This window comes from Klebsiella sp. MISC125, from assembly GCF_051131775.1.
Lineage (GTDB): Bacteria > Pseudomonadota > Gammaproteobacteria > Enterobacterales > Enterobacteriaceae > Klebsiella.
The window spans coordinates 5,202,909-5,217,029 of sequence record NZ_CP180448.1 but is presented as its reverse complement, the minus strand read 5'-3'; the positions used below and the strand labels follow the sequence as shown (position 1 = coordinate 5,217,029).

Sequence of the window (14,121 nt, the reverse complement as noted above, 5' to 3'; positions counted from 1 at the left end):
ATTAAGGGTTAAGACGGCGATGGTGGTGGATAGCGGCGGCAATCACCGGCTTTAAGCGGGCGAAGTCGTCAGCGGGCGCGGCGGCAGCGGAAGCCGCTCCGGGCACCGGGGCCGGTTCAGGGAAGAAGCGGTTGACGGCGACGGACATGCCCTGGATGGCGAAAATCAGCAGGAACAGAAACGCCAGCACGAATCCCATGCCGAGGAACATCAGGGTGAAGCCTTCACCCAGCAGCACTGCATCACTCATGAAAAGGTCCAAAAGTAAGGGCACGATGGCGTGTTTGAAAGTAAATTCATTGGTGCGTCCGGCTAAGGAGTTAGGGTGGATTTCCCGAAGCCGCCCCCGGCCCTGGACCCTAATTTGCACCGCTGTGGTTTACGCTCAAACATCGCCATCGTGCGTGTTTATTACATCATCATGCCGAACACGATGCTCGCGATGACCAGCACAATACCGCCGCCCAAACGGGAGGAGATTTGCGCATAGGAGATAAGATTCATACGGTTACAGGCAGAGAGCACTTCCAGGTCACCGGAACCGCCGCGGTTAGCCATACACAGGCCAGCGGTAATTGCGGATTCAATCGGGAAGAAGCCAATCAGCCAGCCGCCGACAGCGGCACCGACGACGGCACCCACTACGATGACTGCGGCAATCACCACGTTAGCGAAAGTGATCGCGTCGATGATTTCTTGCAGGTCGGTGTAGCACACGCCGACGCCAACCATCAGCACCCACAGCAGTTGCTTAGAGAAGAAGTCAGACAGACGTTTAGCACCGGCTTTGATTTCCGGCGAGCAGAGGCCAGAGGCGTTCAGCGCCGCGACGATCAGTACCATCCAGGCGAAGTAGTGGATAGACACGCCGCCAATGCTTGGCAGAATTTTCTTGGCAATGACGTAGGCCAGCAGGAAGCAGGTGGTGGCGAGCACCAGGCCGACCGCCGTTTCACGATGGGTAATCGCGCCCGCTTTTTCATCGTCTTCGACTTTGAACGAAGCTTTACGTACCAGCTCGCCTTCACCGCTCAGCCAGGTATATTTTTTGCCGATAATATCGAGGAGTGCGGCGAAAACGATGGCGAAGATGTTGGCGATAGTCAGAATAGCAATCGCGGTCGAGTAGTACTCTTCACGAGAACGACCGGTGACGGAGTGATAAATTTCAGACAGCGGAACCGCGCCTGCGCCGTTGCCGCCGCCCATAATTGGCAGGACATACAGCATCATGATGCGATCGATAGAAATACCGAAGCACAGCCCGATAGCAATGCCAAAGATTGATGCGCCGAGGATCCCCATAAGGATAGTTGGAATATAACCCAGCAGGGATTTCAACAACAGTTTACGGTTAACCGCGAGAATAGCACCGGTAATCAACACTGCGATGAATAAGTTCAGGAAGTTACTTTTATCCATCACATTGGTGATTGCGTCGATTTCTCTCTGCGTGAAAATACCGGCATAAACAAAATACGCGGCTACCAGGAAGATCATTACCGGTGCGCCACCAATATATTTATTAAATATCGGCAGACGTTTACCAATTTCACCAAAGATAGCGCCAATAATAAACATTATCGCGAAGCCACCCACGATATCAGTGGGTAGCGCGTCATAAAAGTGTGAAAGGAGTAGTGTAATTAATGCAAACGCGTAAAGCGGAAGCGGCATACCGAAGATTTTAAACCCCAGTATATCGCTAACGCCTTTTTTCTCCGCAGCCGGAGCCTGGCTCATGTTAGTCATAAGACGTCACCCTGTTAAAAAAAGGAATAATGCCGTTGGAAAAAGCAATAATAAGACGGCGGCATCATAATAAATATGCTCTGGGCTGATATGTGATTATCTTCACTGATCGGTCGTGTTTTTAATTAATTTAATTGTTTTTATTCTTCTGAATTAATTAACAACATAAAAACCATAAAGCCAATTAAGGTACGGGAAAAAGTGTGATTTAAATAAAAGAACCGCTACGGGAACGGTGGCGAAATACAGTTCGTTTTTGGTCAATGAAGCGCTAAAAAAATGAACTTGATATTAAAACGCGTCACGGTACAGAAAGATCCCCGTCGGCGGGAGGCTATCGATCTTTTCCTTCATGAACATCAGCTCTCGCTGGAAGCAGATTGCGAAATCGTGATTGTCGCCGAACATCAGCGGCGCATCGTTGGCTGTGGCGCAATTGCCGGATGTGTTCTGAAGTGTATTGCCGTCGACTCGTCGCTACAGGGGGAAGGGCTAAGCCTGAAGCTGCTGACCGAACTGATGACTCAGGCGTATGAACTGGGCCGCAGCGAACTGTTTTTATTCACCAAACCGTATAACGCCGCGCTCTTTTCCTGCGCTGGATTCTGGCCTATCGCCCGCGCGGGAGACCAGGCCGTTTTGATGGAAAATAGCCGCGAACGTCTGGCCCGTTATTGCCGCCAGCTCACGATGTATCGCCAGCCGGGGGAAAAAATTGGCGCCATCGTGATGAACGCCAATCCCTTTACGCTGGGGCATCGATGGCTGGTCGAGCAGGCCGCCCGCCAGTGCGACTGGCTGCATCTGTTCGTGGTGAAGGAAGATGCGTCATTTTTCAGCTATCAGGAGCGCGTCATGCTGATTGAGCAAGGGATTGCGGGAATTGAAAACGTCACCCTGCATCCGGGATCGGCTTACCTGATCTCCCGGGCGACATTCCCCGGCTATTTCCTGAAAGACAAAGGCGTGGTCGACGACTGCCACTGCCAGATCGATCTCCAGCTTTTCCGCGAACATCTCGCCCCGGCGCTACAGATAACCCACCGTTTTGTCGGCAGCGAGCCGCTGTGTTCATTAACCCGTCATTACAACCTGCGCATGCAGCAGCTGCTTGAAGCGCCCGGCGCTATACCGACCATTCAGGTGGTTGAGCTGGATCGGGTTGAGAAAGATGGCGGGCCGATCTCCGCTTCCCGAGTGCGCAAGCTCTATAAAGAGCGCCGCTGGTCGGCTATCGAGCCGCTGGTGCCGCCGGGAACGCTCTCTTTTCTGATGCATCTGGCGGAAAGCGAACATCAAACCGCCTGATTTTACCTCCATAACTAAGGATCTACCTCTATGGAAATGATGATTGACGCCCTGGCCGGCACGCTGGAATCCAGCGATGTGATGGTCAGGATTGGGCCTGCTAATGAGCCGGGTATCCAGCTTGAAATCGACAGCGTCGTGAAGCAGCAGTTTGGCGCCGCGATTGAGCGGGTGGTCAGAGAGACGTTGGCGCAGCTTGACGTCACCCAGGCGAATGTGGTCGTCGATGATAAAGGTGCGCTCGAATGCGTACTGAAGGCTCGCGTTCAGGCCGCGGCGCTGCGTGCAGCTAAACAATCTCAACTGCAATGGAGCCAGCTATGAAACCTCGTCGCAGTATGCTGTTTATTCCCGGCGCGAATGCCGCGATGTTAAGCACCTCTTTTGTTTACGGCGCAGACGCGGTGATGTTTGACCTCGAAGACGCCGTTTCGCTGCGTGAAAAAGATACCGCCCGCCTGCTGGTGCATCACGCGCTACAGCATCCGCTGTATCGGGATGTCGAAACCGTGGTGCGTATTAACCCGCTCAATACCCCGTTTGGCCTTGCTGACCTCGAAGCGGTGGTGCGCGCGGGCGTGGATATGGTCCGTTTGCCGAAAACCGATAGCAAAGAAGATATCCATGAGCTGGAAGCCCACGTTGAGCGCATTGAGCGCGAGTGTGGCCGGGAAGTGGGCAGCACCAAATTAATGGCGGCGATTGAATCAGCGCTCGGCGTGGTGAATGCGGTCGAGATCGCCCGCTCCAGCCCGCGTTTGTCGGCCATTGCGCTGGCGGCCTTTGACTACGTGATGGATATGGGCACCTGCCGCGGCGACGGCACCGAGCTGTTTTATGCCCGCTGCGCGGTGCTGCACGCCGCCCGCGTTGCCGGGATCGCGGCCTATGACGTGGTGTGGTCGGATATCAACAACGAAGAAGGTTTCCTCGCGGAAGCGAATCTGGCGAAAAACCTCGGCTTTAACGGCAAATCGCTGGTCAACCCGCGCCAGATTGAGCTGCTGCATCAGGTTTATGCCCCAACGCTTAAAGATGTCGAGCATGCGCGCGAAGTTATCGCGGCGGCGGAAGAGGCAGAAGAGCGCGGCCTGGGCGTGGTATCGCTGAACGGCAAGATGATCGATGGACCGATTATCGATCATGCGCGCAAGGTCGTGGCGCTGTCGGCTTCCGGCATTCGTGATTAAGGGGAAAATAATGAAAGAGACCGTGGCAATGCTTAATCAACAATACGTCATGCCGGAAGGATTAGAGCCCTATGCGGGCGTGACGGCGAAAAGCCCGTGGTTGGCCAGCGAAAGCGAAAAGCGCCAACGTAAAATTTGCGCCTCGCTGGAAGAGGCGATTTGCCGCTCCGGGCTGCAAAACGGCATGACCATCTCCTTCCACCACGCGTTTCGCGGCGGCGACAAGGTGGTCAATATGGTGGTAGCGAAGCTGGCTGAAATGGGCTTTCGCGATCTGACGTTAGCCTCAAGCTCGCTGATCGACGCTCACTGGCCGCTGATCGAGCATATTAAAAACGGCGTAGTTCGCCAGATTTATACCTCTGGCCTGCGCGGTAAGCTCGGGGAAGAGATCTCTGCGGGCCTGATGGAAAACCCGGTACAAATTCACTCCCACGGTGGTCGTGCGCATTTAGTGCAAACCGGCGAACTGAATATTGACGTGGCGTTCCTTGGGGTGCCGTGCTGCGATGAGTATGGCAATGCCAACGGCTTTAGCGGCAAATCTCGCTGCGGCTCACTGGGCTACGCCAAAGTGGATGCTGACGCGGCCAAATGCGTGGTGCTGCTGACCGAAGAGTGGGTTGATTATCCGAACTACCCGGCCAGTATCGCTCAGGATCAGGTTGATCTGATCGTGCAGGTTGAGGAAGTTGGCGATCCGGCGAAAATCACCGCCGGGGCGATCCGCCTGACCAGCAACCCGCGCGAGCTACTGATCGCTCGCCAGGCGGCCAAAGTGATCGAACATTCTGGCTACTTCAAAGACGGCTTCTCTTTGCAAACCGGCACCGGCGGCGCGTCGCTGGCGGTAACCCGCTTCCTCGAAGATAAGATGCGTCGTAATGAGATCACCGCCAGCTTTGGTTTGGGCGGGATCACCGGCACGATGGTCGATCTGCATGAAAAGGGCCTGATTAAAGCGCTGCTGGATACCCAGTCTTTCGACGGCGATGCTGCGCGTTCGCTAGCGAATAACCCGAACCATATCGAAATCTCTGCTAATCAGTACGCGAACCCAAGTTCTAAAGGCATCTCTTGCGAGCGCCTGAACGTGGTGATGCTGAGCGCGCTGGAAATTGATACCGGGTTCAACGTCAACGTGATGACCGGCTCCAACGGCGTGCTGCGTGGGGCATCTGGTGGCCATAGCGATACGGCGGCAGGGGCTGATTTAACCATTATCACCGCGCCGCTGGTGCGCGGGCGTATTCCGTGCGTGGTGGAGAAGGTGCTAACTCGCGTCACGCCGGGGGCCAGCGTGGATGTGCTGGTGACCGACCACGGTATTGCCGTGAATCCGGCGCGTCAGGATCTGATCGATAACCTGCGCAGCGCCGGTATCCCGCTGATGACGATTGAAGAGCTACAACAGCGCGCTGAGCTCCTGACCGGTAAACCTGAGTCGATCGAATTTACCGACCGGGTGGTGGCGGTAGTGCGTTATCGCGATGGTTCAGTGATTGACGTGATTCATCAGGTTAAAACCGCCAGCTAAACGCATCGAGGAGAGAAGGCATGAGCGAAGTGATCATGAGCCAGCATCGCCAGTTGAGTCGTCAAACGGTCGCGGCGGAGGATATCGTTTCTCGCGTGGAGCGGGCGCTGCTGACGGAAGTTCGCCTGACGCCAAAACCGGGTCTGGTGGATATCCGTAACACCGGCGCGCATCAGGATATGGACCTGGCGTCATTTGAAGCCAGTACGGCGGTTGTCGCCCCGTGGATGGAGAAGTTTTTCATTATGGGTCACGATACGGCCAATATCACACCGGAACAGGTGCTGATGATGCTGCGTCCAGTGGGCATGGCCTGCGAGACGGATATGCTGGAGGTCACCGGGGGGGTGAATACCCATCGCGGGGCGATCTTCGCTTTTGGCCTGCTCAGCGCGGCGGCAGGAAGGCTGGTTGCCCGAGGGGAGCCGGTTGAACAGCACCGGGTTTGCGATCAGGTTGCCCGATTCTGTCGCGGCGTGGTTGGGCGCGAGCTTTCCCCCTCGGAAGGGAAGAAGGTGAGCAAAGGCGAGGCGCATTTCCTGCGCTACGGGCTGTCTGGTGCCCGGGGTGAAGCGGAAAGCGGCTTTCGTACCGTGCGCACTCAGGCTATGCCGGTATTTAATCGCGTGATGGCGGATACCGGCGATACCAATCTGGCGTTATTACAGACCTTGCTGCATCTGATGGCATGGAATGACGATACCAACCTGGTTTCACGCGGCGGGCTGGAAGGACTCAACTTTGTTCAGCAGCAGGCGCAAAAGCTGCTGTGGGAAGGCGGAGTGCTGGCCGACGGTGGGCTGGAAGCGTTACGTCAGCTGGACGATGAACTGATTGTTCGCCATCTCAGCCCCGGCGGCAGCGCCGATCTGCTGGCGGTCACCTGGTTCCTGTATGGCTTCCCTCCAGGAGAGCTGTTCCTGCATTAATTGTTCGGCTTTTCATCAATAGCTGACCCCGGATTGGCCTGCAAATGGCCGAACCGGGGTTCCTGAATCCACATGCGTACCCCTTCTCACTACTCAACGCCAAATTCCCGGCACAATCGTATAGTTTTTACTGATATCGGCGGCAGTTTGTCATAAATTTCTAATTATCGGTGTTTTTGAGTAGCGGCTCATCGACGGGCTGGTTACTCTGAAAACAATTTACGTAGTGTTAACAAAAGAGAATAGCTATGCATGATGCACAAATCCGCGTGGCCATCGCGGGCGCGGGCGGCCGGATGGGACGCCAGTTAATTCAGGCGGTACAGCAAATGGACGGCGCGGCGCTTGGCGCGGCTCTGGAACGTGAAGGCTCCTCACTGCTCGGCAGCGATGCGGGCGAGCTGGCGGGCGTGGGTAAGTCAGGCGTTGTGGTGCAAAGCAGCCTTGAGGCGGTAAAAGATGATTTCGACGTGTTCATCGATTTTACCCGCCCGGAAGGCACGCTGAACCACCTCGCTTTTTGCCGTCAACACGGTAAAGGGATGGTGATCGGCACCACCGGCTTTGATGATGCCGGGAAGCAGGCGATTCGCGATGCTTCGCAGGAAATCGCCATTGTATTCGCCGCCAACTTTAGCGTCGGCGTCAACGTGATGTTAAAGCTGCTGGAGAAGGCGGCGAAGGTGATGGGCGACTACACCGATATCGAAATTATTGAAGCGCACCATCGCCACAAAGTCGATGCCCCATCGGGTACGGCGTTAGCGATGGGCGAGGCGATTGCCGGTGCTCTGGATAAAGATCTGAAGGACTGTGCGGTCTACAGTCGCGAAGGTTACACCGGTGAACGCGAGCCGGGCACGATCGGTTTTGCCACCGTACGTGCCGGAGATATCGTCGGTGAGCATACAGCGATGTTTGCCGATATCGGCGAACGTATCGAAATCAGCCATAAGGCCTCCAGCCGGATGACTTTTGCAAATGGTGCAGTTCGCTCAGCATTATGGTTGAAAGGTAAGAAAAACGGTCTTTTTGATATGCGTGACGTGCTTGAACTGAACTCTTTATAACGATTATTACCCATCGTGATGTGGTTATTGCATTCAATATGTAATTGATTGCAAAGGGCAATATTTTATTGCCCTTTTTATTTTTCCGATTTTTTTATATTTTTATCATCAAGTCTTCAAAAGATTATGTTATCTTCGTATTTATTGTTGTTTTATTGTAAATTTTGACCATCTGGTCTACTTTTTTGTTCTCCGCTCAATGATTTTACAATAATCCGGCCCCGCAAGCGTTTTCCCTGGCTAGTTAGTTGATCTTTTTACCAGCTAAGGCTGGTATTGCTGAACAGTGGCCTGAAATAAGATTAAAAATATCCGCTTTAAGTTGACTTTTACCCGCCATCTCTCCAGAATGCCGCCGTTTGCCAAAATTCTGCGGGCAACAGATTTGCATTGATTCAGATCTGCATTATGAATTAATATGCAAATAAAGTGAGTGGATATTCTCTGGAGGGTGTTTTGATTAAGTCAGCGCTATTGGTTCTGGAAGACGGAACCCAGTTTCACGGTCGGGCCATTGGGGCTACCGGCACGGCGGTTGGGGAAGTCGTTTTCAATACTTCAATGACCGGTTATCAAGAAATCCTCACTGATCCTTCCTATTCCCGCCAAATCGTCACTCTGACTTATCCCCATATCGGCAACGTCGGCACTAACGCCGCTGATGAAGAATCTTCTCAGGTACATGCGCAGGGCCTGGTCATTCGCGACCTGCCGCTGATTGCCAGCAACTTCCGCAATACCGAAGACCTCTCTTCTTACCTGAAGCGCCATAACATCGTGGCGATCGCCGATATCGATACTCGTAAGCTGACCCGTCTGCTGCGTGAGAAAGGCGCGCAGAACGGCTGCATTATTGCGGGCGACAGCCCGGATGCGCAGCTGGCGCTGGAAAAAGCGAAAGCGTTCCCGGGCCTGAACGGGATGGATCTGGCGAAGGAAGTGACTACCGCAGAAACCTACAGCTGGACGCAAGGTAGCTGGACTCTGGCGGGCGACCTGCCGGAAGCCAAAGCAGAAAGCGACCTGCCGTTCCACGTTGTGGCCTATGATTTCGGCGCGAAACGCAACATTCTGCGCATGCTGGTCGACCGCGGCTGCCGTCTGACGGTAGTGCCGGCGAAGACCTCCGCTGAAGACGTGCTGAAGATGAATCCGGACGGCATCTTCCTGTCTAACGGCCCCGGTGACCCGGCTCCGTGCGACTACGCCATCGAAGCGATTGAGAAGTTCCTCGAAACCGAGATTCCGGTATTCGGCATCTGCCTTGGCCATCAGCTGTTGGCGCTGGCGAGCGGAGCGAAGACCATCAAGATGAAGTTTGGTCACCATGGTGGTAACCACCCGGTTAAAGATATTGATAACAACGTGGTGATGATTACCGCGCAGAACCACGGTTTTGCGGTGGATGAAGCCTCGATGCCTGCTACCCTGCGCGTGACCCACAAGTCGCTGTTCGACGGCACCCTGCAGGGGATTCATCGTACCGATAAACCAGCGTTCAGCTTCCAGGGACACCCGGAGGCGAGCCCGGGTCCGCACGATGCCGCGCCGCTGTTCGACCACTTTATCGAATTGATTAAGCACTACCGTTCTTCAGCAAAATAATCAGGAGCAAACAAAATGCCAAAACGTACAGATATAAAAAGCATCCTGATTCTTGGCGCTGGCCCGATCGTTATCGGCCAGGCTTGTGAATTTGACTACTCCGGCGCGCAGGCGTGTAAAGCGCTGCGCGAAGAGGGTTATCGCGTCATTCTGGTGAACTCCAACCCGGCGACCATCATGACCGACCCGGAAATGGCCGATGCGACTTATATCGAGCCGATTCACTGGGAAGTGGTACGCAAAATTATCGAAAAAGAGCGCCCGGATGCGGTTCTGCCGACCATGGGCGGCCAGACTGCGCTGAACTGTGCGCTGGAACTGGAACGTCAGGGCGTACTCGAAGAGTTTGGCGTCACCATGATTGGCGCCACTGCTGACGCGATTGATAAAGCCGAAGACCGCCGCCGTTTCGACGTGGCGATGAAGAAAATCGGCCTCGACACCGCGCGCTCCGGCATCGCTCACACTATGGAAGAAGCGCTGGCGGTTGCCGCTGACGTCGGCTATCCGTGCATCATTCGCCCATCTTTCACCATGGGCGGCACCGGCGGCGGTATCGCTTACAACCGTGAAGAGTTTGAAGAGATTTGCGAACGCGGGCTGGATCTTTCCCCAACGAAAGAGCTGCTGATTGATGAGTCGCTGATTGGCTGGAAAGAGTACGAGATGGAAGTGGTGCGTGATAAAAACGACAACTGCATCATCGTCTGCTCTATCGAAAACTTCGACGCTATGGGCATCCATACCGGTGACTCCATCACCGTCGCCCCGGCGCAGACCCTGACCGATAAAGAGTACCAAATCATGCGTAATGCATCGATGGCGGTACTGCGTGAAATTGGTGTAGAAACTGGCGGTTCCAACGTTCAGTTCTCGGTCAACCCGAAAGACGGTCGCCTGATCGTTATCGAAATGAACCCGCGCGTCTCCCGCTCCTCGGCGCTGGCCTCGAAAGCCACCGGCTTCCCGATTGCTAAAGTGGCGGCGAAACTGGCGGTAGGTTACACCCTTGATGAGCTGATGAACGACATCACCGGCGGCCGTACTCCGGCGTCGTTTGAGCCGTCCATCGACTACGTTGTGACCAAAATCCCACGCTTTAACTTCGAGAAATTCGTCGGCGCGAACGACCGCTTGACCACCCAGATGAAATCGGTCGGTGAAGTGATGGCGATTGGCCGCACTCAGCAGGAATCCTTACAGAAAGCGCTGCGCGGCCTGGAAGTGGGCGCGACCGGTTTCGATCCGAAAGTGAGCCTGGATGACCCGGAAGCGCTGACCAGGATTCGCCGCGAGCTGAAAGATGCCGGTGCCGAGCGTATCTGGTATATCGCTGATGCCTTCCGCGCTGGTCTGTCCGTTGACGGCGTGTTCAACCTGACCAATATCGACCGCTGGTTCCTGGTGCAGATTGAAGAGCTGGTTCGTCTGGAAGAGAAAGTGACTGAAGTCGGTATTACCGGCCTTGACGCTGACTTCCTGCGTCAGCTCAAGCGTAAAGGTTTTGCCGATGCGCGTCTGGCCGCGCTTTCGGGCGTGCGCGAAGCGGAAATCCGCAAGCTGCGCGACCAGTTCGACCTGCACCCGGTCTACAAGCGCGTAGATACCTGCGCGGCGGAATTTGCCACCGACACCGCTTATATGTACTCCACTTATGAAGATGAGTGCGAGGCGAACCCGTCCGTTGACCGCGACAAAATCATGGTCCTCGGCGGCGGCCCGAACCGTATCGGTCAGGGTATCGAATTTGACTACTGCTGCGTTCACGCCTCGCTGGCGCTGCGCGAAGACGGTTACGAGACCATTATGGTCAACTGTAACCCGGAAACCGTTTCGACCGATTACGACACCTCCGACCGCCTGTACTTTGAGCCGGTCACCCTGGAAGACGTGCTGGAAATCGTGCGCATCGAGAAGCCGAAAGGCGTTATCGTGCAGTACGGCGGCCAGACTCCGCTGAAGCTGGCGCGCGCGCTGGAAGCGGCAGGCGTACCGATTATCGGCACCAGCCCGGATGCGATTGACCGTGCAGAAGACCGTGAGCGTTTCCAGCAGGCGGTTGACCGTCTGAAGCTGAAGCAACCGGCAAACGCCACCGTAACCGCCATCGAAATGGCTGTCGAAAAAGCGAAAGAGATTGGCTACCCGCTGGTGGTGCGTCCGTCCTACGTGCTCGGTGGTCGGGCGATGGAAATCGTCTATGACGAAGTTGACCTGCGTCGCTACTTCCAGACCGCCGTCAGCGTCTCTAACGATGCACCGGTGCTGCTGGACCGCTTCCTTGATGATGCGGTAGAAGTCGATGTGGATGCTATCTGCGACGGCGAAATGGTGCTGATTGGCGGCATCATGGAGCACATCGAACAGGCAGGCGTCCACTCTGGTGATTCCGCGTGTTCCCTGCCAGCCTACACGCTGAGCCAGGAAATTCAGGATGTGATGCGCGAGCAGGTGCAGAAGCTGGCCTTCGAATTGCAGGTACGCGGCCTGATGAACGTGCAGTTTGCGGTTAAAAACAACGAAGTCTACCTGATTGAAGTCAACCCGCGTGCAGCGCGTACCGTACCGTTCGTCTCGAAAGCCACCGGCGTTGCGCTGGCAAAAGTCGCGGCGCGCGTGATGGCAGGCCAGACGCTGGCGCAGCAGGGCGTGACCAAAGAAGTCATCCCGCCATACTACTCGGTGAAAGAAGTGGTGCTGCCGTTCAACAAGTTCCCGGGCGTAGACCCACTGTTGGGGCCTGAAATGCGCTCCACCGGTGAAGTGATGGGCGTGGGCCGCACCTTCGCGGAAGCGTTCGCTAAAGCGCAACTGGGCAGTAGCTCGACGATGAAGAAATCGGGCCGCGCGCTGCTCTCCGTACGCGAAGGCGACAAAGAGCGCGTGGTGGACCTGGCGGCAAAACTGCTGAAGTTCGGCTTCGAGCTGGATGCCACCCACGGTACCGCGATTGTGCTGGGCGAAGCCGGCATCAATCCGCGCCTGGTGAACAAGGTGCATGAAGGTCGTCCGCACATTCAGGACCGTATCAAGAATGGCGAATATACTTACATCATCAACACCACTGAGGGTCGTCAGGCGATTGCCGACTCCAAGCTGATTCGCCGCAGCGCGTTGCAGTACAAAGTGCATTACGACACCACGCTGAACGGCGGCTTCGCCACGGCGATGGCGCTGAATGCCAACGCGATTGAGAAAGTGACGTCGGTGCAGGAAATGCACGCGCAGATTAAAAAGTAATGTAATCTGCCAGTAACTGCGCCTCCGGTGGTTGACACCGGAGGCGCTTTTTTTTTGCGTTGCGATAAGCCGGGGCTAAACAAAAGTGACTATCCTTGTGAGCATTAATTTGTTTTTACGAATTTAATCAAGGGGATATATATGGAAATTCTATTGTTTGACTGGGGTGGTAGCGCGATTAAGTATGGCGTCTGGCAGCAGGGCGCATTAGCTGATACCGGGTCGGTTAAGACTCCAGCCAACTGGCCGGAGATGAAGGCGCAGCTGCTGATGCTGTGCCAGCAATTTCAGCAGCGCTATGCTATTGAGGGCGTTTCCATCAGCGCACCGGGAAGCGTCGATGCCCTGCGCGGGGTAATTGGCGGGCTGAGCGCCATCCCCTATATTCACCACTTTGCGATTGTCGAAGAGCTGGAGACATTATTCTCGCTGCCGGTGTGCATTGAAAACGACGCCAATTCGGCGGGTATCGCCGAAGCGGCGCAGGGGGCGGGTCGGGACTACCAGCACGTGTTGTTTGTGATCGTCGGTTCCGGCGTGGGCGGTGCGATTGTCGAAAACAAGGTCCTGCGGCGCGGTAGCCATCGCTATGCGGGAGAGTTTGGCCTGATGACGCTTCACGATGGGCAAACCTTTAGCGAGCTGGCGACCGCGGTGGCGATGGCGCGACGTTACGCGCAGAGAATGTCGCTGGCGTCAGATTCGCTCACTGGCGCTGACGTTTTTCGCCTGGCGGAAGAGGGGGACGATATTGCACAGCAGGAAGTGGCGCAGTTTTATCACTGGATGGCGGTGGGCTTACTCAATTTGCAGGTCTGCTATGACCCGGATTGCCTGATTATCGGCGGCGGTATCTCCGCCAGCGATAAGATTTTTGCCGGTATTAAGCAGCGCCTGGCTGAACTGGTGCAAGAGAAAGAACTGGCAGAATTCCTGCCGCAGGTTCTGCTCTGCCAGTATCGCAACGAGGCCAACCTGATTGGCGCGGCGGTGAGTTTCGAGCAAAAACAAAGGAATTCGCGCTAAAACGCCACTTCGGAGAGTTCTGGTTTTCTCTCCCTGTTCAGTCAGCTAGCCTAAAGTGGTTAGGGTGATTTACCCGTCATACTTCAAGTTGCAGGTGTGTTGGCTATACTTGCTCACCCCAGTCACTTACTGGAGTAAGCTCCTGGTGTTCGCTGCGTCGCCGCCTGCCTGCAACTCGAATTATTTTGGGTATTATTTTTGACTGAATAACGGGAGAGAAACACGATGCAATTCAAACCACTCACTGCGGCAATTTTCACCGCCGCTGCACTGTTTACCGTCGCCGGGTGTTCAACGAATCAGTCGCTAAAAACCACCGATGGAAGAACGATTGTGACTGATGGCAAACCGCAGGTAGATGATGATACTGGGCTGGTGTCCTATAAAAATGCTGAAACCGGCCGCACCGAGCAGATCAATCGCGATCAGGTGAAATCGATGGACGAACTGGATAACTAAGCGTT

The 14,121-nt window shown here is 55.2% G+C and carries 12 protein-coding genes; 10 read left to right on the top strand and 2 right to left on the bottom strand.

Annotated features, from left to right (window positions below):
* Position 1: 1 nt before the first annotated feature.
* Positions 2-250, bottom strand: a complete 249-nt coding sequence (locus ACMYSL_RS24410; RefSeq protein WP_434660167.1) for an oxaloacetate decarboxylase subunit gamma — start codon at positions 248-250, stop codon at positions 2-4.
* A 161-nt stretch (positions 251-411) separates the two neighbouring features.
* The gene (gene citS / locus ACMYSL_RS24405) at positions 412-1,752 is read right to left on the bottom strand and encodes a citrate/sodium symporter CitS (protein ID WP_181483643.1); all 1,341 of its coding nucleotides are present in this window, start codon (positions 1,750-1,752) and stop codon (positions 412-414) included.
* A gap of 279 nt (positions 1,753-2,031) precedes the next feature.
* Between citS and citC the strand changes: the two genes are divergently transcribed.
* The 10 genes from citC (at position 2,032) to ACMYSL_RS24355 (ending at position 14,116) form a co-directional block, all read left to right on the top strand.
* Positions 2,032-3,060, top strand: a complete 1,029-nt coding sequence (gene citC, locus ACMYSL_RS24400; protein WP_434660166.1) for a [citrate (pro-3S)-lyase] ligase — start codon at positions 2,032-2,034, stop codon at positions 3,058-3,060.
* Positions 3,061-3,090: 30 nt separating this feature from the next.
* Positions 3,091-3,384: a citrate lyase acyl carrier protein gene (citD, locus tag ACMYSL_RS24395; protein WP_182236252.1), complete on the top strand. Its 294-nt coding sequence runs from the start codon at positions 3,091-3,093 to the stop codon at positions 3,382-3,384.
* The gene (gene citE, locus ACMYSL_RS24390; RefSeq protein WP_112215576.1) at positions 3,381-4,250 is read left to right on the top strand and encodes a citrate (pro-3S)-lyase subunit beta; all 870 of its coding nucleotides are present in this window, start codon (positions 3,381-3,383) and stop codon (positions 4,248-4,250) included. Before citD ends, citE begins: the two co-directional genes overlap by 4 nt.
* A gap of 10 nt (positions 4,251-4,260) precedes the next feature.
* Positions 4,261-5,787, top strand: a complete 1,527-nt coding sequence (gene citF, locus ACMYSL_RS24385) for a citrate lyase subunit alpha (RefSeq protein ID WP_434660164.1) — start codon at positions 4,261-4,263, stop codon at positions 5,785-5,787.
* 35 nt (positions 5,788-5,822) lie between these two features.
* Entirely contained in the window at positions 5,823-6,716 is an 894-nt protein-coding gene (citG, locus tag ACMYSL_RS24380) for a triphosphoribosyl-dephospho-CoA synthase CitG (RefSeq protein WP_434664245.1), read from the top strand.
* Between the two features lie 248 nt (positions 6,717-6,964).
* Complete coding sequence (gene dapB, locus ACMYSL_RS24375; RefSeq protein WP_304255904.1) at positions 6,965-7,786, top strand: 4-hydroxy-tetrahydrodipicolinate reductase; 822 nt, start codon at positions 6,965-6,967, stop codon at positions 7,784-7,786.
* Between the two features lie 456 nt (positions 7,787-8,242).
* Entirely contained in the window at positions 8,243-9,391 is a 1,149-nt protein-coding gene (gene carA, locus ACMYSL_RS24370) for a glutamine-hydrolyzing carbamoyl-phosphate synthase small subunit (RefSeq protein WP_182236262.1), read from the top strand.
* A gap of 15 nt (positions 9,392-9,406) precedes the next feature.
* A complete protein-coding gene (carB, locus tag ACMYSL_RS24365; RefSeq protein WP_181483639.1) occupies positions 9,407-12,631 on the top strand; it encodes a carbamoyl-phosphate synthase large subunit in 3,225 nt (1,074 codons plus the stop codon).
* Between the two features lie 141 nt (positions 12,632-12,772).
* On the top strand, positions 12,773-13,657 hold the full coding sequence (locus ACMYSL_RS24360) for an ROK family protein (protein ID WP_434660162.1): 885 nt from the start codon (positions 12,773-12,775) through the stop codon (positions 13,655-13,657).
* A 225-nt stretch (positions 13,658-13,882) separates the two neighbouring features.
* On the top strand, positions 13,883-14,116 hold the full coding sequence (locus tag ACMYSL_RS24355; protein WP_110272623.1) for a YgdI/YgdR family lipoprotein: 234 nt from the start codon (positions 13,883-13,885) through the stop codon (positions 14,114-14,116).
* Positions 14,117-14,121: the final 5 nt, after the last annotated feature.

Excerpts from the sequence above, each read along its gene's own strand:
- carB (WP_181483639.1), top strand. The coding sequence starts at position 9,407 with ATGCCAAAACGTACAGATATAAAAAGCATCCTGATTCTTGGCGCTGGC.
- citD (WP_182236252.1), top strand. The coding sequence starts at position 3,091 with ATGGAAATGATGATTGACGCCCTGGCCGGCACGCTGGAATCCAGCGAT.
- citF (WP_434660164.1), top strand. The coding sequence starts at position 4,261 with ATGAAAGAGACCGTGGCAATGCTTAATCAACAATACGTCATGCCGGAA.
- citS (WP_181483643.1), bottom strand. The coding sequence starts at position 1,752 with ATGACTAACATGAGCCAGGCTCCGGCTGCGGAGAAAAAAGGCGTTAGC.
- citC (WP_434660166.1), top strand. The coding sequence starts at position 2,032 with ATGAACTTGATATTAAAACGCGTCACGGTACAGAAAGATCCCCGTCGG.
- citE (WP_112215576.1), top strand. The coding sequence starts at position 3,381 with ATGAAACCTCGTCGCAGTATGCTGTTTATTCCCGGCGCGAATGCCGCG.
- citG (WP_434664245.1), top strand. The coding sequence starts at position 5,823 with ATGAGCCAGCATCGCCAGTTGAGTCGTCAAACGGTCGCGGCGGAGGAT.
- ACMYSL_RS24410 (WP_434660167.1), bottom strand. The coding sequence starts at position 250 with ATGAGTGATGCAGTGCTGCTGGGTGAAGGCTTCACCCTGATGTTCCTC.
- ACMYSL_RS24355 (WP_110272623.1), top strand. The coding sequence starts at position 13,883 with ATGCAATTCAAACCACTCACTGCGGCAATTTTCACCGCCGCTGCACTG.
- ACMYSL_RS24360 (WP_434660162.1), top strand. The coding sequence starts at position 12,773 with ATGGAAATTCTATTGTTTGACTGGGGTGGTAGCGCGATTAAGTATGGC.
- dapB (WP_304255904.1), top strand. The coding sequence starts at position 6,965 with ATGCATGATGCACAAATCCGCGTGGCCATCGCGGGCGCGGGCGGCCGG.